This window comes from Nocardia sp. CDC160 (assembly GCF_035818795.1).
Classification (GTDB): domain Bacteria; phylum Actinomycetota; class Actinomycetes; order Mycobacteriales; family Mycobacteriaceae; genus Nocardia.
On the sequence record NZ_JAYKYT010000005.1, the window covers coordinates 462494 to 484482 of the forward strand.

General features: G+C 68.0%; 18 protein-coding genes. 3 read left to right on the forward strand and 15 right to left on the reverse strand.

From position 1 onward, the window contains the following. Positions 1–2 precede the first annotated feature (2 nt). The 15 genes from VMT40_RS29915 to VMT40_RS29985 all read right to left on the reverse strand — a co-directional run bounded on the left by VMT40_RS29915 (position 3) and on the right by VMT40_RS29985 (position 18780). On the reverse strand, positions 3–1748 hold the full coding sequence (locus VMT40_RS29915) for a class I adenylate-forming enzyme family protein (protein ID WP_326362359.1): 1746 nt from the start codon (positions 1746–1748) through the stop codon (positions 3–5). Between the two features lie 54 nt (positions 1749–1802). Then, positions 1803–2987, reverse strand: a complete 1185-nt coding sequence (locus VMT40_RS29920; RefSeq protein ID WP_326362361.1) for a thiolase family protein — start codon at positions 2985–2987, stop codon at positions 1803–1805. Further along, positions 2980–4098: an LLM class flavin-dependent oxidoreductase gene (locus tag VMT40_RS29925; RefSeq protein WP_326362362.1), complete on the reverse strand. Its 1119-nt coding sequence runs from the start codon at positions 4096–4098 to the stop codon at positions 2980–2982. The genes VMT40_RS29920 and VMT40_RS29925 overlap by 8 nt, the downstream gene beginning before the upstream one ends. A gap of 29 nt (positions 4099–4127) precedes the next feature. Then, on the reverse strand, positions 4128–5588 hold the full coding sequence (locus VMT40_RS29930; RefSeq protein WP_326362364.1) for a carotenoid oxygenase family protein: 1461 nt from the start codon (positions 5586–5588) through the stop codon (positions 4128–4130). A gap of 71 nt (positions 5589–5659) precedes the next feature. Next, positions 5660–6574, reverse strand: coding sequence for a winged helix-turn-helix transcriptional regulator (locus VMT40_RS29935; RefSeq protein ID WP_326362366.1), 915 nt, complete (start codon positions 6572–6574; stop codon positions 5660–5662). After that, on the reverse strand, positions 6571–8559 hold the full coding sequence (locus VMT40_RS29940; protein WP_326362367.1) for an MFS transporter: 1989 nt from the start codon (positions 8557–8559) through the stop codon (positions 6571–6573). The genes VMT40_RS29935 and VMT40_RS29940 overlap by 4 nt, the downstream gene beginning before the upstream one ends. 143 nt (positions 8560–8702) lie before the next feature. Beyond that, complete coding sequence (locus VMT40_RS29945; RefSeq protein ID WP_326362368.1) at positions 8703–10202, reverse strand: hypothetical protein; 1500 nt, start codon at positions 10200–10202, stop codon at positions 8703–8705. A gap of 210 nt (positions 10203–10412) precedes the next feature. Next, positions 10413–12278 carry a 3D-(3,5/4)-trihydroxycyclohexane-1,2-dione acylhydrolase (decyclizing) gene (iolD, locus tag VMT40_RS29950; protein ID WP_326362369.1) on the reverse strand — a complete coding sequence of 622 codons (1866 nt, stop codon included), beginning with the start codon at positions 12276–12278 and terminating at the stop codon, positions 10413–10415. After that, entirely contained in the window at positions 12275–13165 is an 891-nt protein-coding gene (gene iolB, locus VMT40_RS29955) for a 5-deoxy-glucuronate isomerase (protein ID WP_326362371.1), read from the reverse strand. The genes iolD and iolB overlap by 4 nt, the downstream gene beginning before the upstream one ends. After that, a complete protein-coding gene (locus VMT40_RS29960; protein ID WP_326362373.1) occupies positions 13162–14055 on the reverse strand; it encodes a Cgl0159 family (beta/alpha)8-fold protein in 894 nt (297 codons plus the stop codon). The genes iolB and VMT40_RS29960 overlap by 4 nt, the downstream gene beginning before the upstream one ends. Next, positions 14046–14984 carry a 5-dehydro-2-deoxygluconokinase gene (iolC, locus tag VMT40_RS29965; protein ID WP_326362374.1) on the reverse strand — a complete coding sequence of 313 codons (939 nt, stop codon included), beginning with the start codon at positions 14982–14984 and terminating at the stop codon, positions 14046–14048. Before iolC ends, VMT40_RS29960 begins: the two co-directional genes overlap by 10 nt. After that, on the reverse strand, positions 14985–15788 hold the full coding sequence (locus VMT40_RS29970) for an ATP-binding cassette domain-containing protein (RefSeq protein WP_326362376.1): 804 nt from the start codon (positions 15786–15788) through the stop codon (positions 14985–14987). Beyond that, entirely contained in the window at positions 15785–16840 is a 1056-nt protein-coding gene (locus tag VMT40_RS29975; RefSeq protein ID WP_326362378.1) for an ABC transporter permease, read from the reverse strand. Before VMT40_RS29975 ends, VMT40_RS29970 begins: the two co-directional genes overlap by 4 nt. Positions 16841–16859: 19 nt before the next feature. Further along, a complete protein-coding gene (locus tag VMT40_RS29980; RefSeq protein ID WP_326362380.1) occupies positions 16860–17858 on the reverse strand; it encodes a sugar ABC transporter substrate-binding protein in 999 nt (332 codons plus the stop codon). A 19-nt stretch (positions 17859–17877) separates the two neighbouring features. Then, on the reverse strand, positions 17878–18780 hold the full coding sequence (locus VMT40_RS29985) for a TIM barrel protein (protein ID WP_326362382.1): 903 nt from the start codon (positions 18778–18780) through the stop codon (positions 17878–17880). 273 nt (positions 18781–19053) lie between these two features. Here VMT40_RS29985 and VMT40_RS29990 point away from each other — a divergent pair, with 273 nt between their 5' ends. The 3 genes from VMT40_RS29990 (at position 19054) to VMT40_RS30000 (ending at position 21974) form a co-directional block, all read left to right on the forward strand. Continuing rightward, the gene (locus VMT40_RS29990) at positions 19054–20058 is read left to right on the forward strand and encodes a LacI family DNA-binding transcriptional regulator (RefSeq protein WP_326362384.1); all 1005 of its coding nucleotides are present in this window, start codon (positions 19054–19056) and stop codon (positions 20056–20058) included. A 51-nt stretch (positions 20059–20109) separates the two neighbouring features. Next, complete coding sequence (locus VMT40_RS29995; protein ID WP_326362386.1) at positions 20110–21099, forward strand: Gfo/Idh/MocA family protein; 990 nt, start codon at positions 20110–20112, stop codon at positions 21097–21099. Positions 21100–21185: 86 nt separating this feature from the next. Then, complete coding sequence (locus tag VMT40_RS30000; RefSeq protein ID WP_326362388.1) at positions 21186–21974, forward strand: hypothetical protein; 789 nt, start codon at positions 21186–21188, stop codon at positions 21972–21974. Positions 21975–21989 lie beyond the last annotated feature (15 nt).

The window sequence follows — 21989 nt, forward strand, 5'->3', positions numbered from 1 at the left end:
GTTCAGAGTTGGGCGCGCAATTCCCGGCGCAGCAATTTGCCGACCGGGTTGCGCGGGAGCGTCTCGGCGATCTCCAGGCACTCGGGCAGTTTGAACGACGCGACGTCACGAGCCTTCAGGTGGGCGACGAGATCCTCGAGCGTCACGGTCGCGCCCTCCGCGGGAACGACAATGGCGCAACACTTTTCGCCGAGCACCTCATCGGGATACCCGACCACCGCCACGTCCGCGACCGCCGGATGATCCATGAGCAGACCCTCGATCTCCGCAGGCGCGATATTCATCCCACCCCGAATAATGATCTCCTTCACCCGATCCACGAACCGGAGATACTTCCCACCCTCGGCGAGCTCGAAAACGTCTCCGCTACAGAGGTATCCCTCCTCGTCGAACGGTTCGGCGCTCGCGGTCCCCGGCAGGTAGCCGCCGAACACGGCCGGACCGCGCAACCGCAGTTCCCCGCGTCCCCCGGTCTCGGTAACGGTCTCCCCCGTGGTGACGTCGACCAGTTTCACGCTGGTTCGCGCGGCCAAACGAGTGGACCACCGCACCCCGGCCGCACCGTAGTACGGCAGATGCTGGGCCCGCACCGTCGGATCCGGAATATCGGCCGGAGCCCCCAAGAGGCTGACGCCCTCGTTGGATCCGAAGAAGTTGATGACCTGAATCCCCAACTCCTCCTGCCATCCCCGCACCACCGACGGCGGCAAGGGCGCACCACCCGAACCCACGGTCCGCAGCGAGGACAGATCCGCCTGCGCCCGCAGCGCATCGTTCTGCAACAGCATGGTCAGCAATGCGGGCGGCATGGCCGTATGCGTCACCCGATGCTCGGCGATCTGCCGAAAGAACACCCCCAAATCCAACGGCTGATGCTGGACCAAATGCCCGCCACCCAACAACCACGGCAGGAACGACCCCGCGAATCCGGCCATATTCACCATGGGAAACGGATTGAGCACCACCGACTCCGGAGTCACCCCAAGGCCGTCCTGCACCCCACCTGCCACCGCCAGCCAATCCCCATGACACCGCGGCACCCCCTTGGGCGCCGCCTCGGTCCCACTGGTCCAACAGATCGTCACCCGATCATTCACACTGACCCGCAGCCGAGACTCGTAATCGCGCAACTGGTTACGCGCCTCCTCGCCGACCGCGTCACCGATCGGTACCACGCGCGTCCGATCTTCGAGGGCACCCCCCGCATCGGACGAATCGAAGACGAATACGGTGCGCTCGCCTCGGGCCACCTCGAGTGCCTCGGCCGCCAGCGCGCGATCACCCAGTCTCCCAACGGTAATGATCGCCTCGGCATCGGTTGCCGCCACGATCCCGGACAGCTCATGCCGCCGATACGACACCGGCATGGGCGTTGCCACCGCGCCGAGCCGCCAGAGGGCCAGATAGGTGGCGGTGAGGGCGACGGAGTTCGGGAGTTGGATGGCGACCGTCGAGCCTTGGCGAATGCCGTTGGCCAGCAGGACCGCGGCGATATCGGTGATGTAGTCGTCGAGTTCGCGCCAGGTCAGGGTGCGCGGCTTCGCTCCGGTCAGGTCGGCGAGGTTGGCCGGATCGGTGAGTGCCGGGGAATTCGGAGCCCCGGCCAGCCGTTGGTGGAAGATCTCGGGGATCGTCTCGGGCTGCCACCACCCGCGCTCGAGGTAGGTCCGCACGGTGTCCTCCGGATGGCAGCGAGCGGCCTCGCTCGGCGCGCGGGAAGTGGTTGCGGAGGAGGATGTTTCGGCCATCGAGTCCCCTGGTGGTGAGTAGGTCCGGGAGTGGGCGCGCGTGGCGAGTCGGGTTCAGGTCATGCGGCGCAACACCATTGCCGAGCCCAACCCCAGCGCGGCCGGAATGGCGACCAGCGCGTATTCGCCGTCGCGGCGGCGCAATTCATCGAGGGCTTGGGTGAGGAGGATTCCGCCGGTCGCGCCGAGCGGATGGCCGACGGCGACCGCACCGCCGGACGGATTCACCCGCGCCGCGTCGAGTCCGAGTTCCCGCATAAGCACCAGCGGTGTGACGGCGAAGGATTCGTTCACTTCGATCACGTCCAGCTGCGTGGCCGATATTCCGGCCCGCTGCAAGGCCACCCGGGCCGCGCTGATCGTGGCGGTCAGCAGCGGCGACCGCACGGAGGTCTGTGCCGTGCCCACGATCTGCGCGACCGGTAACCGTCCGAGGATGTCCGCTGCCCGCCAATTGCCGAGCAGCAGTGCGGAAGCACCGTCGGCGAGTTGCGGCGCGGTGGCGATCGTGTGCAGCCCGACGGCCGGGCGACGAGCACTCGGCAGCCGACGGGCGACCCGTTCCCACGAAGGGTCTGCGCCGAACAGCGTGGGCAGGGCCGCGAAGGCCGACACGCAGGCATCCAGGCGCGCACCTTCATCGGCGGCGAGCACCGTGGTGTCGCCCTTGCGCACGGGTATCACCGAATCCGACATGGTCGCGCTCCCGGCCCGCCGATGCGAGCGCACCGCGTAGGCATCCAATTCGGCCCGCGTGATGCCGTATTCGGCCGCCGTCACATCCGCCGACACCCCGATGGTCACGAACCCCGTCCGCTCCCCCAGATCCGCGTCCAGCGCGATGGCGGGCCGATCCGCCAGCATCGGCACCCGCGACATCGACTCCACCCCACCCGCGACAACCAGATCCGCGAACCCGGCCGCCACTCGCGCAGCCCCGCTCTCCACCGCGTCCAGCCCCGAGCAACACAATCGCGAAACCACCGCGCCGGGCACCGAATCCGGCCACCCCGCCCAGAGCAGCGAGGCCCGCGCGATATCACCGCCTTGCTCACCGACAGCGGTGGAGACTCCCACGATTACGTCGTCGACCGCCGCGGGCGGGCATCCCCGTGCCTGGAGCGCCCCCAACAACTGCCCGAGCAATTCGTACGGCGGCACCTCCGCCAATGTCCCCCCGCCCTTGCGTACCCGTCCACGCGGCGACCGCACCGCGTCGTAGACGAATGCCTCACTCACCGGCGTCATCCCGCCGCTCGGCGCGTAGTCCGGCCAGGGCGTCCAGCGTTCGATGTCCCGCCGGGTCCTCGGCAGTGGTCACGGGGACGATGACGACCTCGTCGGCACCGGCCTCGGCGTATTCGGCCAGTCGGGCCGTCACCGTCGGGAGGTCGCCGAACATGCCTACTGCCGAGGGCAATTCGTTCGGGATCGCGGCGAGCACGTCGCGGGGGTGTGCGCCGCTGTGTGCCAGTTGTACTACGTCGCCGAATCCGGCCTCGGTGAACATGGTGTCGTAGCCCGGGGCACGCAGGTAGCCCACGATCCCTTGGCGAACCGTGGTGAACGCGTCGTCATCGGGGTCGACGGCCGCGATCACCCATACCGAGACGGGTGGGGCATCGCACCCCGCCTCAGCGGCGAATTCTCGTATGGCGCTTACACATCGGGCTACCTGAGCCGGTGTCACCAAGTTGAGGACAACGCGGTCGGCGCATCGTGCGGCCACCTCGAGTGCCTTGTCGCCGAAGGCCGCCACGATGATCTCGCCACCGCTGACGGGTGCGGTCGCATGGTCGGGTGCATTACCTGCGGCATCGCCTCGGCCGTGAATCGCTCCGACGCTTTCGATTCCGGCGCTTCCCACCGTCGTTCCGAGCACCGCGGTGGACAGGGTCGCGCGCAGGGCGGGTAGTCGGAGGCGGAAGCCGCGCACCCGCTCGATCAGGCCGTCGTATTCGACCTTCTCCCCGGCCAGCAGGGCTCGGACGATGCGGGTCGTCTCGTCCAAATGTCTTGCGGTGCGGTGTCGTCGGCGGCCGTGCCAGTCACGCACGACAACGGTGCTCGAGGTGCCGATCGCGATATCGACCGGCCGCCCGGTGAGAGCGGCGACGCTGGCCGCCCCCATGGCGATGGTCGCCGGGCTGCGCACGCCGATCGGAACCGGGCCTATACACAACGGGATTCGGCCCGGCGATTGCCCGATGGCGGTGGCGAGGGCGAAGGCGTCGAAGGTGGCCATCTCGCCGATCCAGAGCCGGTGATAGCCGAGTTTGTCGGCGGCCTCGGCCACCTGAAGGGCGTCGAGGGGTTCGCGGCTCTGCCAATAGGGAAGACTGACACTCACTGTGGGAAAGGTCACTCGGACAACCTATTTCACGAGACGGGGCGGGCGGCAGCCCTCATTCGATCGCCACTGACCCAGGTGGCATGGAAACCGAGGGGAACCCGAACCGGCAGACCGAGGCGGCAGACCGGACCGGCGGTGAGGTCGGCGGCGTCGTAGATCCAGACTTCACCCAGGCCGGTGTGATTGTTGTGGGCGAACATGGTGAGCCAGGCGTCGTCCTCGGCGGTGCCGCCGGGGCGCGGCACCACGGTGAGTTCACTGCCGAAGATGCCGTCGCCGAAGGGCGCGGTTTCCTTTGCGCCGGTGAGGATGTCGTACTTGATGACGGCGTCGAAGATCATGGTGCGATCCACGGACAGCCGCATTTGATACGAATACCGCCCGCGTCGACCGGTGCCGCCCTGGTCGATGGCCGGGAATTCGGTGTTCACGTCATCCATGACCTCCTCGACGGTCGCACCGGTGCGCAGGTTGAAGCGGTACTTGTGCAGCTTCGCCTCGGGCCGCAGATAGGCCAGCAGCTGGGCGAGCGGGTGGGCACGGTCGGAGACGGGGCTGGGCTCGGAGACCCGGCAGACCACCAGGACGATCTCCTCGCCCTCCTCCCAGGAGTTGACGGTGTGATAGATGTAGCCCGACTCCGCCTCGAACCACTTCGCCTGCGCCCCTTCGCCATAACGCGGCAGCACCGCAAATCGACTGGGCAGGCTCCGATCGAAGTGGATCTTGAACCGTCCGGCGGCCGCGGCGCGCGGATCGTTGTACAGCGGTAGATCCATGAGAATCGAATGGTTCTCGGTGATCGCCATATCGTGCGGCAGGCGCGGGCCGGGCAGTTCGACGCCGGTGAAGTGCGTGACCGTGCCGTCCGGGTCCGCGACACCGTAGCGCAGGTACGGCGAGTGAATGCCGTAGTCGAAGAACAGCAGCTCCTCGGTGTGCTCGTCGACCTTCGCGTGCGCCGAAACTTCCCCGCGCAGAGTGCCATTGAAGGTATCGACGCCCCGGGTCTCCAGGCTGATCGGATCCAGCGCGTACGGCTTTCCCGCGCGGTACCACAGGGCCAGCAGATTGCCGTGGTGGTAGACGAGATCGGTATTGGCGGAGTTGCGTTCGCGGCGGTCGCCGGGCGGATTGTCGTCCCACGGTTCGATCACCCCGCGCCACAAGGCCGTTCCCGCCGCGTGTTCGGCCTCGAATTCGGCGGTGCGGATGAATCGATTCCGGTAGGTCGCCCGTCCGTCCTCGAAGTGGACCGCGTGCAGCATGCCGTCGCCGTCGAACCAGTGGTAGCGGCCGAGCGGCACGAACTGCGGATTCGGTCCGTTGCGCACGTACACGCCGTCGAGATCGACAGGCAATTCCCCCTGCAGCACAGTCAGATTCGCGGCGGTTGTCTCCTCCGCCACCGGCGAGTACGGACCTTCGAGATAGGGGTTGGTGAGCGCCTGTGCGGCGGGCGCGATGAGTTCTTCATTGAGCGGCATGACAAGCCTCCAGCGACCGGGCAGGCCGCACCCGGCATCAAATCACTACAGTTAATGAAGTGATACGCGTCTCAGTCGAAGCTGTCAAGAGCCCGGCCGGTCACTGGCGGCTCGAAGCGGACGTCACGCCGGGCCAGCGTCGAGTCGCATCCGCGACAGCGCAGCGCCGGGACCAGCACCGCACCACATTCCTTGTGCCGGATGAGCAATCCCGACTCCGGCGTCTCCGGATGCGCGCGCCGCGACCACGCCAGCAGAAAGGCGAAGACCCCGAACAGCGCTCGCCCGCGCGGGGTCAATCGGTAGTCGCGCCCGCCCGCGTCCGGCCGCCGCAGAATGCCCGCCTCGACCAGCCGCGACAGCCGCTCGGTGAGGGTGGTCGGCGACATGTTCAGCGCCGCACGGAAATCCGAGAACCGCCGCACCCCGGCCAGCGCCAACCCGGTGACCGCCGCACTCCACCGGTCGCCGATGGCCTCCATGATCTCGTCGAAGCGGGCGTCACCCCGGGCGGGTCCGGCCGTGCGGCCGGAACGCCGCCGCCCGGAGGTGAGGTGCCACAACGCATCCCGATCCAGCTCCACCTCGGTGTCGTGGGTGGTGACATCGCGCCCGCAGGCCCGGCACATGACCGTCGGCGGACCGCGATGCCCGCAGTCGGTGTGGGTGAACTCCGGGAGCAGCGCCCACTCACCGGTCCACTCGCGCTGCCACGACCAGACGCAGACCAGAATCTCCCAGCTGGCCAATCCCAGGTCGGTGAGCCGATATTCGTACCGCTCCCCCGTCCCCGGCCGCGGCACCCGCTCGAGTACCCCCGCATCGACGAGCGCCGCCAGCCGCGCGGTGAGCACGGCGGGCGGCGCTCCGGTGCGGTCGGCCCACTGGGTGAACCGGCGCGCGTGGTCGACGAAGGCGTGCCGCAGGATCGTCAGCGTCAGTCGATCACCGAGCAGATCGAAGGTCGCGGCCACCGGATTCGTCACTTCAATAACTGTACTTCATCCGGGTGGTCCGGCTCCCCCGCCATGGCCGCCAGCTCACGCTGCACCGCCGCGTCGTGCTCGGCCGCCTCCTGCGCCGCCTTCTTCGGGCTCCAGTGTCCGGCCATGATGAACACGAACGGAATGAACACGATCTGCGCGATCAGGCAGATCCACCACCAGCGCTTCCACTGCTTGGGCGAATCCGCCTGCGCCTGCTGCACTTCCTGACCGTGCGCGGACAGGTAGGCCAGATCGTCGGTGGGAATGGCGCTGACGGCCTTGAGCTTCGCGCTCGCGGTGGTCAGCGCCGGGCCGGTCTGCGAGGCGATCGCCAGCTGATCGACGGGCACCTTCTCCGCGGCGGTGATGCGGGCAACGGCCTGATCGGGCGGAATCTTGAACTTTTGCGCGACCTGCCCGACCGCGCTGGCCGCGGCGGCCTGATCGTTCGGATTGGTCAGCAGCTTCACCAGCGTCGACTGATCGATGGACTGCAAGGTGGCCAACTCGTCGGGGTACTTGGCATTCAGCTCGACCGTGGTCTTCACATTCGCCGCCGACTCACCGGTCAGCTTGACCAGCGCGTCGACCTGCGCCGCCTCGTCGTTCGGATTCTTCCCCAACGCCGTCAAGGTATCCGCGCCCACGGTTTGAATCGTCTGAATCTCGTTGTGGTACTTGGCATTGATGGTCTGCAACCGAGGCCCGTAGTTCACCAGCGTGCCCGCGGCCGTCACCACGAACAGCAGTCCCAGCAACACGAACGTCACCACGGTCCGCAACGTGCCACCCCACACCGCGAGCCCGACGGCCGTCGCGGCCGGATTCCGCTTCTCCACCGTCTCGGTGAAGCTGGCCATCCAGGTGGAGTAGGCGATGCCGCTGCCGACGGCGGTGAAGCTCATGACCACCGCGAAGGTGTAGTAGTCGGTGCCGGGGTGATCGGTGTAGCTGAGGAAGACGTAGCCGCCGATGATGCTGATGACCGCGCCGAACACCATGAACGGTTTGCGCACCTTCAGCGCGTCGGACACGATCCCGGTCAGCACCAACGAGATCGCGCTCGCGATCCAATACCAGTTGCCCAGCGCGTTGGCCTGCGCGGCGGTGAAGCCGAAGTTCGTCGCCATGTAGACCGGCAGGAACGACACGATGGTGTAGAAGAACGCCAGGAAGATGGAGATGGCCAGCGCCGACCCGAGGATGTCGAGGTGCATCATCTGCCGCCACTGATTGCGTTCCAGCGCATCCACATCCAGCCCGCGCGCCCGCGCCTCCACCAGCGCCTTGTCCCGCAGCGAGACCATGATCTGATCGCGCAGCTTGGGACTCAGCTCGCGCAGCCCGATCAGGCCGACGATCGAGATCACCGTGCAGATCACACCGGAGAGCCGGTAGTGGTACTGCCAGTCGGGGTGCGCGTCGAGGGTGTGCGTGGAGATCTCGGTGGTGACCAGTGCGCCGAGCACCGGCCCGAGGGTCCAGAAACCCATGGCGGAGGCGCGATCCAGCTGCGGCGAGAAGTCGCGCACCAGCGCGGGCGTGGCCACCAGCACCGCGCCCTCGACAATGCTGATCGCGCAGTACACCGCCAGGAACGCCTCCTTGGACGTGCACTGCGGTTGCGCGAACAGCGTGAGCAGCGAGGTGATGACCGTCCCGTACGCGACGATGTTCGCCCGCCCCCACCGGTCCAGCGCCCCGGTGATCACCGAGGCCACCGCCCCGAAGGCCGCGCCGATGATGAAGATCATGACGAACCAGCGGAAGGTCAGGTGGAAGTAGGCGATCAGCTGATTGCCCACCGCGCCCGAAACGAACAGCTGGTAGTACAACGCGATCGACACGACGACAACGAGGAACAGATACCAGGAGCGTGCCGGAGTCTCCGGATAGTGCGGCAGCTTGCGCTGCCACAGCCCGGTGACCAGCGTCGGCGGGGGAAATTCCGCGGCCGGTCTGGCCGCTGTCGGAGTGCTACTCATGTCGAGACGCCTTTCTCTCCACGGCATTTCGTGCGCCCTCGACTACCCTTCGCGTCAATCGCACGAGCAACCGGGTGAAAATAGGGTAGCGGGCATGAGTGATCCGAATCACTGTTACCGAAATCAGGACTAGATGTCCGCTACTACTCCGGATTGCGGAAATAGAGAATGTTCGAGCCGTGGGCGGCCAGCGGGCCCGCTTCGGCGGCCTGGCGGATGCCGCTGCCGGGGAGGCAGGTGAGTTTGGTGAACATGGTGGTGTTGCCGAAGGCGGAGCGGACCTGGGTTTCGGAGGCGTAGTCCGCGCCGTAGTCGGAGAGGGCCTTGAAATCCAGGGGGGCCAAGGGCTTTTCGAGGGGGATTTGGGCGGCGGGGAGACCCAGGGCGGCGTATTGGGTGGCCGCGCCGCTCTCGTACCAGCACAGTTCGTAGGCCATGTTCTCGGTGGTGGTCACGCTGACCACCGGCCATTCCTGGGACAGGCGCAGGGCCAGGGGGTGGCGGCCGACCGGGGCCACCTCCCAGTTCAGGCTCTTGACCGAGACCCAGTGTTCGCAGACCTTCTCGATGAGGACCACGTCCTCGCCGAGCCGTTCGGCGGTATTGACCTCGGGTTCGGGTGTGCTCCAATGCTTTTCGGAGACACCGAGGTAGGCCGAACTCGGGACCGGCTCGGCGCCGTCGGCGGTGTAGGCGGCCAGAATGGCGGCGCGCACCAGGGTGACGGCATTGCGCGAGGAGCAGCGGACGGCCAACGCTCCGAAGGAGTTGTTGATCTCCACCGGCTTCGACGGCTGATCGGGTAGCGCGCCCGCGGCGATCGGCTTGAGGCCGACCAGCGCGAGCTGCCAGTTGATCTCCTCGATGGTGGCCAGGTCACCGGCCGTCTGATAGAGGATCTGCTGCTGGGTCAGGTAGCCCGCGCGCTCGAGGGTGGCGCATTCCAGTTTCCGCAGCGCGGTGACGGTCTTGCTGGTGAATCCGATGTCCTCGACGCGGATTTCGCGCAGCCGCTGCGTCATGCCCGGGGAGGTGACGCTCGCATAGCACTCGCGGTACATGGCCAGCGCCTGCTTGCGCTGACGGCCCACCATCAGGGTCCGCAGCAGCGTGTTCAGCGAGGCGAGGTAGCGGTTGGCCTGGTCCGGGTCGGCGGCGAAGAGTCCGGCGCGAATGCGCACGGCGTCCTCACCGGCGGCGACGGCGGCCTTGGGATCCAGGCGGCACAGCCACACGCTGCACTTGGACAGTGCGTCGGCCGACGCGCCCGCCGCCAACGGATAGTTCTGCGCCACATGCCGATACGCCTGGCAGGCATTGCGGATCGTGGAGGTCGCCAGCTCGCGATGACCGATGGTGCGGGCCGCCTGCTCGAACAGCCGCAGCGCCTCGGTCACCTCGGCCGCGAACGGCGCGGTGACGTGTCCGGCGGTGAGCCAGCGCAGTCGGATGAGCACGGCCTCCTGCGCGGGTTCGAGCGCCGAGGCCGATCGATCACGCTGTGCCGGATCGGATTTGGTGGCCATGAGGGCGCGGGCCAGTTCGCACAGCGAGGTCGCCAGGGCGAGCTCCGCTTCGGGCGTACGGTCCCGCGCGGCCCCGCGCTCCGCGGCCACCCGACGCTCGATGGCGCTGAGATCCATTGCGACCTTCAAACTCCCGTGCCCGATATCCGAACGGACGCTGTCCAACCGGACCGTGCCCGACGCTGCTCACTCACCGCACCGATCGATGGACTCCGCCATGGATCGGCCAGCTTTGTGTTTGCGCCGAGTCTGCCACAAATTGGGAGCGCGGGTCACCCGGACGGCGGTATGCCCGGATTTACGATCACCGCCGCAACTGGGGAGCGATCAACTCGATTGGGTGTAGCGCAACTGCCGGGGTTTGCTGCGGTCGTAGTCGGCGCGTCCCGAGAGGTATTGCGGCACACCCACTTCCCACCAGGCTCCGGCCTCGGTCCAGGTCGACGGGCGGGTGCGCACGACGACCACGGCGGGCCGCTGTTCGGCGGTGGCCGCGGTGCGGGCGCGGGCGTAGGCGTCGCGGAACTCGGCGAGTTCGCCCGCGGTGAACACCGAGCAGCCCAGTGCCCGGGCGTGGGCGGCGAAGTCGACGCGGGGCGGGTCGGCGTGATTGGTGCGGCAGTCGGCGTAGAAGTTGTTGAACGGGTCCGCGCCCTGGCCCTCCTGCAGGCGGGCGATGACCGCGTAACCGTCGTTGTCGCACACCACGGCGACGAAGGGGTGCCCGGCGAAGGCGGCGGAGAACAGTTCGGAATTGAGCATGAGGTACGAGCCGTCGCCGAGCAGGGTGGTGACCAGGCCGCGGGGGTGGGCCATGGCGGCACCCCAGGCTCCGGCCAGTTCGTAACCCATACAGGAGAAGCCGTATTCGACGTCCATGGTGGGCGCGCCGCCGTGGGCGCGCCAGCCGCCGACGAGTTCGCCGGGCAGGCCGCCGGAGGCGGTCATGACGTAGTCGGTGGGGCCGCTGATGTCGTTGACGACGCCGACGATCTGGGCATAGCTGGGCGGGCCGGGGGTGGGGGCGCGCAGTTTGTCGATGTGGGCGTCCCACTCGGCGCGGACCGCGGTGGCGCGGGCCGTCCAGTCGGAATCGGCCAGCCAGTCCCCTAGTTCGGGTGCGAGGTCGTGCAGGGTCGCTTCGAGGTCGTGCAGGGTTGCTTCGGCATCGCCGACGAGTGCGAGCGCACCGTGTTTGACCGCGTCGAAGCGGGCCGTATTGATATGGACGATGCGGACTTCCGGGGAGAAGACCGTCCAGGACGCTGTGGTGAAGTCCTGCAGGCGAGTGCCGATGGCGAGGACCACGTCGGCCTCGGCGGCCAGGGTGTTGGCCGAGGCCGCGCCGGTAATGCCGAGCGGGCCCGCGTACAGCGCGTGGTCGTGCGGGATGAGCGTGCGGCCCGCGGTCGTTTCGGTCACCGGGATGCCATGACGCACGGCGAATTCCAGCGCGCTGTCACCCGCGCCGGAGTAGCGGACTCCGCCGCCGAGTACGAGCAGTGGGCGTTCGGCCTCGCGCAGTATCTGTGCGGCCTCGGCGAGGGTGCGCCGATCGGGTCGCGGGCGTGGGACTCGATGCACCACCGGTTCGAACAGGGCGTCGGGGAAGTCGTAGGTCTCGGCCTGCACATCCTGTGGCAGCGCGAGCACCACGGGCCCCGCGTCGGCGGGATCGGTCAGCACCCGGGCGACCTGCGGCAGGGTCGCGATGAGTTGCTCGGGCCGGGTGATGCGGTCGAAATACCGGCTCACCGCGCGGAATGCGTCGTTCACGGTGCGCGTCGGATCGTCGAAGTGCTCGACCTGTTGCAGCACCGGATCGGGTGCGCGGCTGACGAACGTGTCGCCGGGCAACAGCAGCAGCGGCAGCCGATTCGCGTGTGCCACACCGGCGGCCGTCACCATGTTCAACGCGCCCGGACCGATGGAGGAGGTCGCGATGCCGACCTGTCGCCGCTGGGTGGCCTTGGCCAGGCCGACCGCCGCGAGGGCCATGCCCTCCTCGGTGTGCCCACGCCACACCGGGATCTCGGCGCGGCGCTCGGACAGGGCGGTGCCGAGGCCGAGCACATTGCCGTGCCCGAAGATGCCGAAAACCGCTGGGAACAACGGGACTTCGCGGCTGTCGAGGGTTTCCGCCCGCTGCGCGATCAGCCAGGACACCAGCGCTTGCGCGGTCGTGAGCTTCATACGAGCCGTCCTTCATGGGAGGTGACCGGGCACCGCGGGTCCAATGGCTCCTCCGCCCAGCCCGCCCGTACCCAGGCGTGTGCGGGGTCGTCGCAGAAGGCCATGGATCGCTGCGGCGCGGGACCGGCCAAGACGTTCAGGTAGTACATGGGGTAACCGGGGGCCGCGATACAGGGCCCGTGGTATCCGTGCGGGACAAGGAAGACGTCGCCGTCCCTCACCGCGACATTCTCATCCAGTGCGCCATCGGCGGTGTAGGTGCGATGCATGCCGAATCCCTCACGGTCCGGCGTGATTCCGTCCCGCCCCGCGATCCGGAAGTAGTAGATCTCCTCGTTCACGACCTCGCACTCGGACGCCTCGTCATGCTTGTGTGGCGGATACGAGGACCAATTCCCGTCCGGTGTAATGAGTTCGCATGCATTGAGCTTGTCGGCGTGGTCCCATACCCCCGGCGTTCCGAAGTTCGTCACCTGCCGCGTCGCCCGGCCCGCACCCCGAACCTCGACCGGAACCTCCTCGGCCGGGCCATATTTCGCCTCCAGCCGTCTCCCGCAGCGCGCCATCGGCAACGCCACCTCGATCCCACCCGCGCTGGACAACTCCACCTCGGCATCGCGCGGCACATACGCGAAATCGGTCACCCGCGTGAAAACTGAGTCCCTACCGGCAAGTTCGAACACTGCTCCATCGACCCGAACTGTGCAGGCCCCGGCCAGCGGCAAGACGAACGCCTCGAACTCCCCAGTCTCTACGATCCGCCGCTCCCCCGCTTCGAGCCGCAACACCCGCAGCCCGGTATACGCCCAGCCCGCATCCTCCGGCGTCAGCAGCACCGGATCACGCGAATCCGCCAGCGTCCCGGCGGGCCGATGCAGATCCTTCATCGCGCCGCCTCCAATACTTGCGCCGCCGCCTGTACCGCGCCCGCGACGTCGCCGTCGGGTGGGTAGAGGAGGCTGCGGCCGACCACCAGGCCGCGGGCGACGTCGTGGCGGAGCGCGCCGCCCCAGGAGGCGAGGTCGGCGTCGGGGTCGCCGGAGGGTGCGCCGCCGAGGATGAGGACCGGGAGGGTGGTGGCGTCGAGGACCGAGACCTCCTCCGGCGCGGGGATTTTCAGCCAGGTGTAGGCCGAGGTGACGCCCAGACCGGAGGCCACGGTAATGGCGCGTTGGAGGGAGGCGGCGTCCTTGTGCATGATCAGTTGGCCGGAGGTGTCGCGGGCGTAGGGCAGGGGTTCGACCATGGCCATGAGGCCGTGCTCGGCGAGTTCGGAGACGGCGCGGGCGCAGGCTTCCAGCGTGGCGATGGTGCCGGGATCCGAATCCACCAGGCGGAGCAGCATTTTGCCGCCGTCGAGGCGGTATTTGACCAGGGATTCGGCGTCGTAGCCGGTGAAGCGGTCGTCGATCTCCCAGTCGGCCCCGGCCAGGCCACCGCGGTTCATGGAGCCGATGACGATCTTGTCGTGGACGGCGTCGAGCAGCAGCAGTTCCTCGACAATGTCCGGGGAACCGAGGACCCCGTCCACGGCCGGATTGGCCAGGGCAATGAGCAGGCGTTCCAGCAGGGTGCGCCGGTCGGCCATGGCGGTGCGGTCCGCGCCGACCCCGAGCGCCCCGCGCGCCGGGTGGTCGGCGGCGACGAGGAACAGTGTTCCCCTGTCCGACAGCAGGTTCGGCCGCCGACGCCGGTCGGCGTAAGCCCGCCGCACGGCCTCGGGGTCGGTGGCGCGGGTGTGGAGCAGGTCGTACCAGCGCGCGTCGGTCAGCTGCACAGCATCTCCTCGATCTCGGCATCGGTCGGCATGGCGTCGGCGCAGGCCAGCCGCGAGGCCACCAGCGCCCCGGCGGCATTGGCGTAACTGGCCAGCCGGTGCGGGTCCCAGCCCGACAGCAGCCCGTGAATGAGCGCGCCGCCGAAACCATCGCCCGCACCGAGCCCGCACACCACTTCGACGGGGCAGGGCGGCACGGTCCAGCGCTCGGATTCGGTGGCGATGAGCACGCCCTCCGCACCGCGCTTGACCACCGCCAGCCGCACACCGCGCGCCAGCAGCCGATCCGCGGCCTCGTCCGGATCGGCGGTGCCCACGGCCACCTGCACCTCGGTGCGATTGCCCACCACCACATTCACGTGATCGACCATCCAGCCGATCTCGGCGCGCGCGGTCTCCACATCCGGCCAGAACATGGGCCGATAGTCCAGATCCAGCACGGTGTGCCCGCGCCGGGCGCGGCGTTCCAGGATCGCCCGCTGGGTGGAGCGGCCGGGCTCGGCGCTGACGCCGGTCCCGGTCACCCACAGCAGCGGCACGGAATCCACCACATCCCAGGGTGTTTCGTCCTCGGTCAGCGTGAGGTCCGGTGCGATGGGCAGCCGATAGAACAGCAGCGGCGGATCCGCCGGTGGCTTCAATTCGCAGAAGACCACCGGCGTCTGCAGCTGCGCCGCCGTGCCCACGTACCGCGCCGAAACCCCGAACCCTTCCAATGCCTCCCGCACGAAGTCCCCGAACCCGTCCGGCCCCACCTTGGTGAGCACCGCGGCGCGCCGACCCAACCGCGCCGCCGCCACCGCCACATTGGTGGCCGTCCCGCCAAGGGATTTCGCGAACGTCCGCACCTCGGCGAGCGACACCCCGCTCTGCTCGGGATAGAGATCGACACCGACCCGGCCGATCGTCAACACCTCCAACGAATTCATTTACGACACAACCCGTTCCAGTTCGTGTTGCAGCGCCTCGAGTTCCGCGCCGCCGGACATTTGGCGGGTCAGTTCGGTGAGGTCGATCTGGGATTTCTCGTAGCTGCCGAGCATGGCTCCCCGTTTGAGCAGGAGGAAGCGGTCGCCGACCGGGTAGGCGTGATGCGGGTTGTGGGTGATCAGGACGACGCCCAGGCCGCGATCGCGTGCCTGGACTACGTAGCGCAGGACCACACCGGCTTGCTTCACGCCCAGGGCCGCGGTCGGTTCGTCGAGGATGAGCACCTTGGCCCCGTAGTGCACCGCCCGGGCGATCGCCACGCACTGGCGTTGGCCGCCGGAGAGCGTGCCCACCGGCTGCTCCAGGTCGGCGATGTCGATACCCATGTCCACCAGCCCTTTTCGGGTGATGTCCTGGGCCTGCCTGCGGTCCAGCAGCTTGATCGGGCCGTAGTTCTTGGTGGGTTCCGAGCCGAGCACGAAATTGCGCCAGACGCTCATCAGCGGCACCACGGCGAGGTCCTGGTACACCGTGGCGATGCCCAGGTCCAAAGCCTCACGCGGCGAGGACAATCGCCGTGTTTCGCCCTCGATGCGCAGTTCTCCGCTGTCGTGCTGATGCACACCCGCCAGGATCTTGATCAGGGTGGATTTGCCCGCGCCGTTATCGCCGAGGACGCAGGTGACCTCGCCCGGATTCACGACCGTCGACACGTCCCGCAGCGCCACCACGCCGCCGTAACTCTTTCCGATGCCGATCGTTTCGATCAGCGGCTGTGCCTTCTGCCCGGTCTGCTCGGTCATCGGCGTACCCTTTCCGCCCGCTTCTTGAATGCGTTGTTGACCAGCACGGCCGAGAACAGCAGCACGCCCAGGAACAGCATGAACCAGTCACTGTTCCAGCCCGCCAACACGATTCCCTGCCGCGCCATGCCGAAGATGAGCGCGCCGATGGCCGCACCCACCACCGAGCCGAACCCGCCGGTGAGCAGACAGCCGCCGATCACCGCGGCGATGATGTACTGGAATTCCAGTCCCACACCCTGATTGGCCTGCACGCTGGCGAAGCGCAGCAGATTGCAGGCGCCCACGATCCAGCCCGCGAAGGCCGTCGTCATGAACAGCAGGATCTTGGTGCGGTTGGCGGGCACGCCCACCGCCCGGGCCGTGGGCAGCGAACCGCCGACCGCGAAGATCCAGTTGCCGAACCTGGTGCGCACCAACACGATCGCGGCTATGGCGGTCACCACGATCCACCACACCACCGATGCCTGGATGCTCGCGCCGCCGATCTTGGTGGTGGAGGCGAAAACCCAACCGGCGGACTGATATCCCGAAGCGCTGCGCACACCCGACACCTGCACGGTGCCGGTGGCCCAGCGGGTCACGCCCAGGTTCAAACCCTGCAAAGCCAGGAAGGTGCCCAGGGTGACGATGAAGCTCGGCAGCCCGGTCCGCATCACCACCCAGCCGTTGAGCGCGCCGACCGTGAGGGCGAAGACCAGCGAAACCGCCAGTCCCAGCCACACATTCCAGCCCGCGTGCACCGCCAGTAGTCCGGTGATCAGCGCCGTCGAGGCGGTCATGACACCGGTGGACAGGTCGAACTCGCCGCCGATCATGAGCAGCGCCACGGCCACCGCCATGATGCCCAGCGTCGAGGCGTCGTCCAACCAGGTCGAAATGCCCAGCGGCTTCACGAATTTCGAGGTGATGATGGTGAAGAAGACGAACACCACCACCGCGCCCAGCAGCGCGCCCACCTCGGGGCGGGCCACCAGCCGATTGAGAATGGCCAGCCGGTCCGGCGGCGTCGGCGTCGGTGTCGTCTCGGATGTCGTTGTCGTAGCAGTCATGTCATTCACTCCCGGCCGCTCACCGTGTGCCCTGGCCGACCAGCGCGGCAATGGCTTCCACATTGGACTTGTCCACGAACGCCGGACCCGTCTGCACCGGATGGCCGCCGCCCACGATGTTCAGGTTCGACTTGTAGAGCTTCAACATGACCACCGGCAGATACCCCTGCTCGTACTGCTGCTGATCCACCGCGAACAACAGCGATCCGGCCCGAATCGCGTTCACCACATCGGAATTCAGGTCGAAGGTGGCCACGGTGGCCTGCGAGGTGGACTCCTTCACCGCGTCCACCGCGCGGGCGGCGATCTGCGAATTGAGGGTGAGCACGGCGTCGATGGAGCGATCCGCCTCGAGCGCGCCCTTGATGCGGGACTGCACATCGGTGGGGTTGTTGATATCGACCTGCAGGGTGGTCGCGGTGCCGAAGCCCTGGGTGGCACCGGCGCAGCGCTCGTTCGCGCCGACATTCCCGGCCTCGTGAATCACGCACAGCATCTTGTGTTTTCCGGCGTCGGCGAGGCGCTTACCGGCGGATTCACCGGCCATGCGCTCACTCTGACCGACATGGCCGATGGCGCCGAACTGCACGGATTCGGCCTCGCCGGAGTTGATGGTCACCACGGGAATGCCCGCGGCGACGGCCTTTTCGACCGACGGCTTCAGCGCATCCGGATTGGCCATGGACACCACCAGGCCGTCGACGCCCTGGGCCACGGCATTGTCGATGAGCTTGGCCTGCTGGGTCGGATCGCCCGAGGAGTTGTACTCGACCCGGACGCCGAGATCCTTCCCGGCGGCCTCCGCACCGTTCTTGACCACATTCCAGAAGGCATCACCGGGCGATCCGTGGGTCACCACGGCCACGGATTTCAGGGTGCCGACCGCGGCCGGGGCAGCCTGGCCGGGTCCGGTGACATCGGCGCCCGGGCCGCTACAGGCGGACAGCACCGCCGCCGCGGCCAGCCAGGGCGCGAAGCGCAACCACCGGGGGCGGCGCGCGTGGGGATTCGCGGACATCGTCGTCTTCACCTCCCCACTAAATCCGAGCCGAGGCGAGACCGGCGTCGATCTCGGCCAGGTGTCGCAGACTTTCTCGAGCATTCGCGGTGGGAACCTCGGCGGAATCGCCGGGGGCCAGCGCGGTGTCCTGCTCGATGACGTACCAGCCGCGATAGCCGCCCGCGTGCACCTCGCGGACCAGGGCGGCGATATCGACATCGCCCGCGCCGAGCGGGACGTAGATGCCGCGGCGCACGGCCTCGCTGTATTCGATACCGCCGCTGCGCACTTCGGCGGCCAGGGCCGCGCGGACATCCTTGAGGTGAATGTGGCCGATGCGATCGGCGTGGCGGCGGGCCAGCTCGACGGGGTCGGTGCCGCCGATCAGCAGATGCCCGGTATCGAGGCAGAGGTCCAGATCGGAGTCGGCGAGGAAGCGGTCCACCTCCGCGGCCGTCTCGACATGGGTGCCCACGTGCGGGTGCAGGGCAACGCGCAGACCGTGTTCGGCGGCGATATCGCCGACCGAGGCGGCGGTGTCCACGAGGGTTCGCCATTCGTGATCGGTGAGCGGGGTGCGGGTGTCGTAGCCGTCGTGTCCGGTCGCGGCGGCCAGCACCACGATCTCGGCACCGGCGGCGGCGAACAGCGCGGCGGCGGTGCGGGCCGCGGCCAGCGCGGCGCTCGGCGCACGATGCAGCGCGAGGGCGAGGAAACCGCCGATCGGTGCAATCGCGAAGGCGCTCAGCGCTTTTCGTAGCTCGACCCGGTCCTCGGGTAGATACCCCGGGGGCCCGAATTCGGTGGCCGTGATGCCGAGGCCCGCCATCTCGGCCAGGACCGTATTCGGCTCGAGCACGTGTCCCCACCCGGGGACTTCGCAGACTCCCCAGGAGATCGGCGCGGCAGCGATACGCAGTGAATGGAGCTGTTCGGTCATCGGCACTTCCCAGACCCGTCGTTTGCCCTCTTGCGAGGCGCCCGTCATTGGAGCGCTCCAACAATGTAACCTGGCTCACTCCGGTGTCAAGAGTCCAACATGCGTTGAAAAGTGCTGCGTATTCACGGAAAACACTGCCTTCCAGCGCAAATGACAGCCCGAAGTGGCGTCCTGAATATCCGATTAGAGCGCTCTATTGCTTCGCCGCATGGCAACGCTGTAGCGTGCGACACACACCGATCCGATCACCCCGACAGCCGCGCGGAGGCGAGCATGACCCGACCGACCATGGAGGATGTCGCCGCTCGGGCGGGCGTCTCCCGGGCCCTGGTCTCGCTGGTCATGCGCAATTCGCCCAAGGTGAGCGAGCATCGGCGGCGCGCGGTGCTGGCCGCGGCCGCCGAACTCGGTTATCAGCCGCACGCCATGGCCCGCTCGTTGGCCAGCCGCACCTCCAACATTGTCGGGGTGATGGTTTCGGACCTGCGCAATCCCTTCTTCGCCGATGTCGTCGAAGGCATGGACGAGGCGGCGCAGGAGGCGGGGCTGGAACTCATCCTCAATACCGGACGCCGCAGTGCCACAAGGGAACGCACCGCCTTGGAAAGTCTGCTGGCGTTCCGGCCCGGTGGGATCATCCTGCTCTCCCCGGTGCTGCCCGCCGCCGCGATTCGCGACGCCGCCAGCCGGTGCCCGATCGTGCTGGTCTCGCGGACCTCCACCAGCCCGGCGGTCGACACCGTCAATGACGATGGCGAGCTCGGCGCCGCGCTGGCCGTGGATCACCTTGTGGCCCTGGGACATCGGCGCATCGTGCACCTCGACGGCGGCGCGGCCTTCGCGGCACCGCCGCGGCGCAAGGGCTACACCGCCGCCATGACCCGATACGGCCTCGAGCCCATGGTGATTCCGAGCGAGCACACCGACGAGGCGGGTGCGGCGGCGGTGCGCAAACTGCTGAACATCTTCTCCCCCAGCAACTTTCCCACCGCACTCGTGTGCGGCAACGATTTCAATGCCGTGGGCGCGATGGCCGCGCTCGAAGAGGCGGGTTTGCGGGTGCCGGACGATGTCTCGGTCGTCGGCTACGACAACACCTCGCTGGCGGCGCTGCGGCACGTCGCCCTCACCACCATCGATCAACCGCGGAAACGCATCGGCGCCTTGGCCGTCGAGGCGCTGAACGAACGGCTACGCGCAGAGCGCACCGATCCGCTGCGCAAACGCCTGGAGCCGTCCCTGGTCGTCCGCTCGACCACCGCCCCACCCCGCGACTGACAGGAGCCACACCATGTCCTCGACCTCGGCCGCCCCGGTCACACCCTCGGTTTGGCCGGTACCGGCCGCATCGGTACCTCCCACGCCGAAACGTTGAAAGCCCTGCCCGGCGTGGGCCGGGTCATCGTCACCGACGCCGACGCCGAACGCGCCCGCGCCACCGCCGACAAGCTGGAGGTGGAGTTCGCGCCGGATATCGAAGCGGTGTTCGCGGCCGACATCGACGGGCTGGTCATCACCACCGCCACCGACTCGCATCCGGCGCTCATCACCGCGGCCGTGGATCGCGGTATTCCGGTGTTCTGCGAGAAGCCGATCGCCGCGGACATTCTCGGGACGCTGCGGGTGGTGCAGCATGTCGAGCGGTCGAATGTGCCGGTGCAGATCGGTTTCCAGCGCCGGTTCGATGCCGGGTATCGCGCGGCGCGGGCCGCCGTCGCCGCCGGTGATCTGGGGTGGATTCACACCCTGCGTGCGACCACGCTCGATCCCGCGCCGCCGCCCCCCGAATACATTCCGCGGTCGGGCGGGCTGTTCCGGGATTGCGGTGTGCACGATTTCGACATCATTCGGTGGGTCACCGGGCGGGAGGTGGTCGAGGTGTACGCGACCGGGGCCAATCGCGGGGAGCAGTTCTTCGCCGACGCGGGGGATGTCGATACCGCCGCGGTCATTCTGCGGATGGACGACGGCTGCCTGGCCACGGTCTCGCTGACCCGCTACAACGGCGCGGGTTATGACGTGCGGCTGGAAGTGTTGGGCTCCACCGGTAATGCGATCGTCGGTCTGGACGAGCGGGCCCCGCTGCATTCGGTCGAGCCCGGCTATCCGCCCTCGGCGCTGCCCGCCTACCCGGGGTTCATGGATCGCTTCCACGGGGCCTACACCGAAGAACTCGTCACCTTCCTGGGTGTCATCACCGGTGAGATGGCCAATCCGTGCCCGCCCGCCGACGCCCTCGAGGCCTTCTACATCGCCGAAGCCTGCGAACTGTCGCGGCATCGGGGCACACCGGTTCGGCTCTCCGACATCCGCCGCTGAAACTTCGGCTACCGCGGGGCGGCCTCCGCGTTTATTCTCCGATGGCCCGGTGATCACAGCGGGACCGCCGAACGAGAGCTATTGGGATGAACGGGAATTCGATACCTCCGGGCTATCGACCGAACGATCGGCTGTGGACGCAGGACACCGAGGTGTTCGAGGCGATTCGCGACGACGAGCCGGAAATCGACGGCGGTCGCCGAAAAGGCTCGCAGGCCAGCAAATACGCCATCATCGGACTGAGCGCGACCATTGTCGTGGCGGTGCTGGCCATCGGTTTCCTGCTCGTCTCCGGCCACGGTGGCTGGAACGCCGCCCCCAACGCCACCGGCCCCACCACGCCCCGCGTCGTCCTGACCCCGCCGCCGAGCTCGGCGCACGTCACCACCACGCCGAAATCCTCCGACTCCGGCTCCACCTCCGACCCCACCACCTCGGCCTCCCCCAGCTCGACCACGACAACCACCACCACGTCAATAGCCGCCCAAGCCGCCTGCGACCAACCCGGCCAAACCTCCGTCACCCCCGACGGCACCGTCCTCACCTGCGACGTGGCCGGAGACTCCCACACCCGCTGGCTCCCCGTCAGCCGCCCCTCGGTCGGCCTCCCCTGCAATACCGCCGAAGCCGGAACCTTCGCCTACTCCCCCACCGGCACCCAACTCGTCTGCACCCGCAAAGCCGGATCCACCACCCCCACCTACATCTGGGACACCCCCGCCACCCTGACGACCGGCACCCACGACCCCGGCTCCCTCTGCAACCTCAAAAAAGACGTGATCGCCAAGTCCTCCACCGGCCGAGCCGTCTACTGCCTCCCCACCTCGGGCACCAACGCCAGCAACTACCTCGGAGCCTGGCAATACGGCTCCTAACCCAAGTTGAACCCC

What these genes read in the sequence shown, in the direction of transcription:
- VMT40_RS29915 (WP_326362359.1), bottom strand. Translation starts at nt 1,748, where the DNA reads ATGGCCGAAACATCCTCCTCCGCAACCACTTCCCGCGCGCCGAGCGAG.
- VMT40_RS29930 (WP_326362364.1), bottom strand. Translation starts at nt 5,588, where the DNA reads ATGCCGCTCAATGAAGAACTCATCGCGCCCGCCGCACAGGCGCTCACC.
- VMT40_RS29940 (WP_326362367.1), bottom strand. Translation starts at nt 8,559, where the DNA reads ATGAGTAGCACTCCGACAGCGGCCAGACCGGCCGCGGAATTTCCCCCG.
- VMT40_RS29945 (WP_326362368.1), bottom strand. Translation starts at nt 10,202, where the DNA reads ATGGATCTCAGCGCCATCGAGCGTCGGGTGGCCGCGGAGCGCGGGGCC.
- iolD (WP_326362369.1), bottom strand. Translation starts at nt 12,278, where the DNA reads ATGAAGCTCACGACCGCGCAAGCGCTGGTGTCCTGGCTGATCGCGCAG.
- iolB (WP_326362371.1), bottom strand. Translation starts at nt 13,165, where the DNA reads ATGAAGGATCTGCATCGGCCCGCCGGGACGCTGGCGGATTCGCGTGAT.
- iolC (WP_326362374.1), bottom strand. Translation starts at nt 14,984, where the DNA reads ATGAATTCGTTGGAGGTGTTGACGATCGGCCGGGTCGGTGTCGATCTC.
- VMT40_RS29970 (WP_326362376.1), bottom strand. Translation starts at nt 15,788, where the DNA reads ATGACCGAGCAGACCGGGCAGAAGGCACAGCCGCTGATCGAAACGATC.
- VMT40_RS29975 (WP_326362378.1), bottom strand. Translation starts at nt 16,840, where the DNA reads ATGACTGCTACGACAACGACATCCGAGACGACACCGACGCCGACGCCG.
- VMT40_RS29980 (WP_326362380.1), bottom strand. Translation starts at nt 17,858, where the DNA reads ATGTCCGCGAATCCCCACGCGCGCCGCCCCCGGTGGTTGCGCTTCGCG.
- VMT40_RS29985 (WP_326362382.1), bottom strand. Translation starts at nt 18,780, where the DNA reads ATGACCGAACAGCTCCATTCACTGCGTATCGCTGCCGCGCCGATCTCC.
- VMT40_RS29990 (WP_326362384.1), top strand. Translation starts at nt 19,054, where the DNA reads ATGACCCGACCGACCATGGAGGATGTCGCCGCTCGGGCGGGCGTCTCC.
- VMT40_RS30000 (WP_326362388.1), top strand. Translation starts at nt 21,186, where the DNA reads ATGAACGGGAATTCGATACCTCCGGGCTATCGACCGAACGATCGGCTG.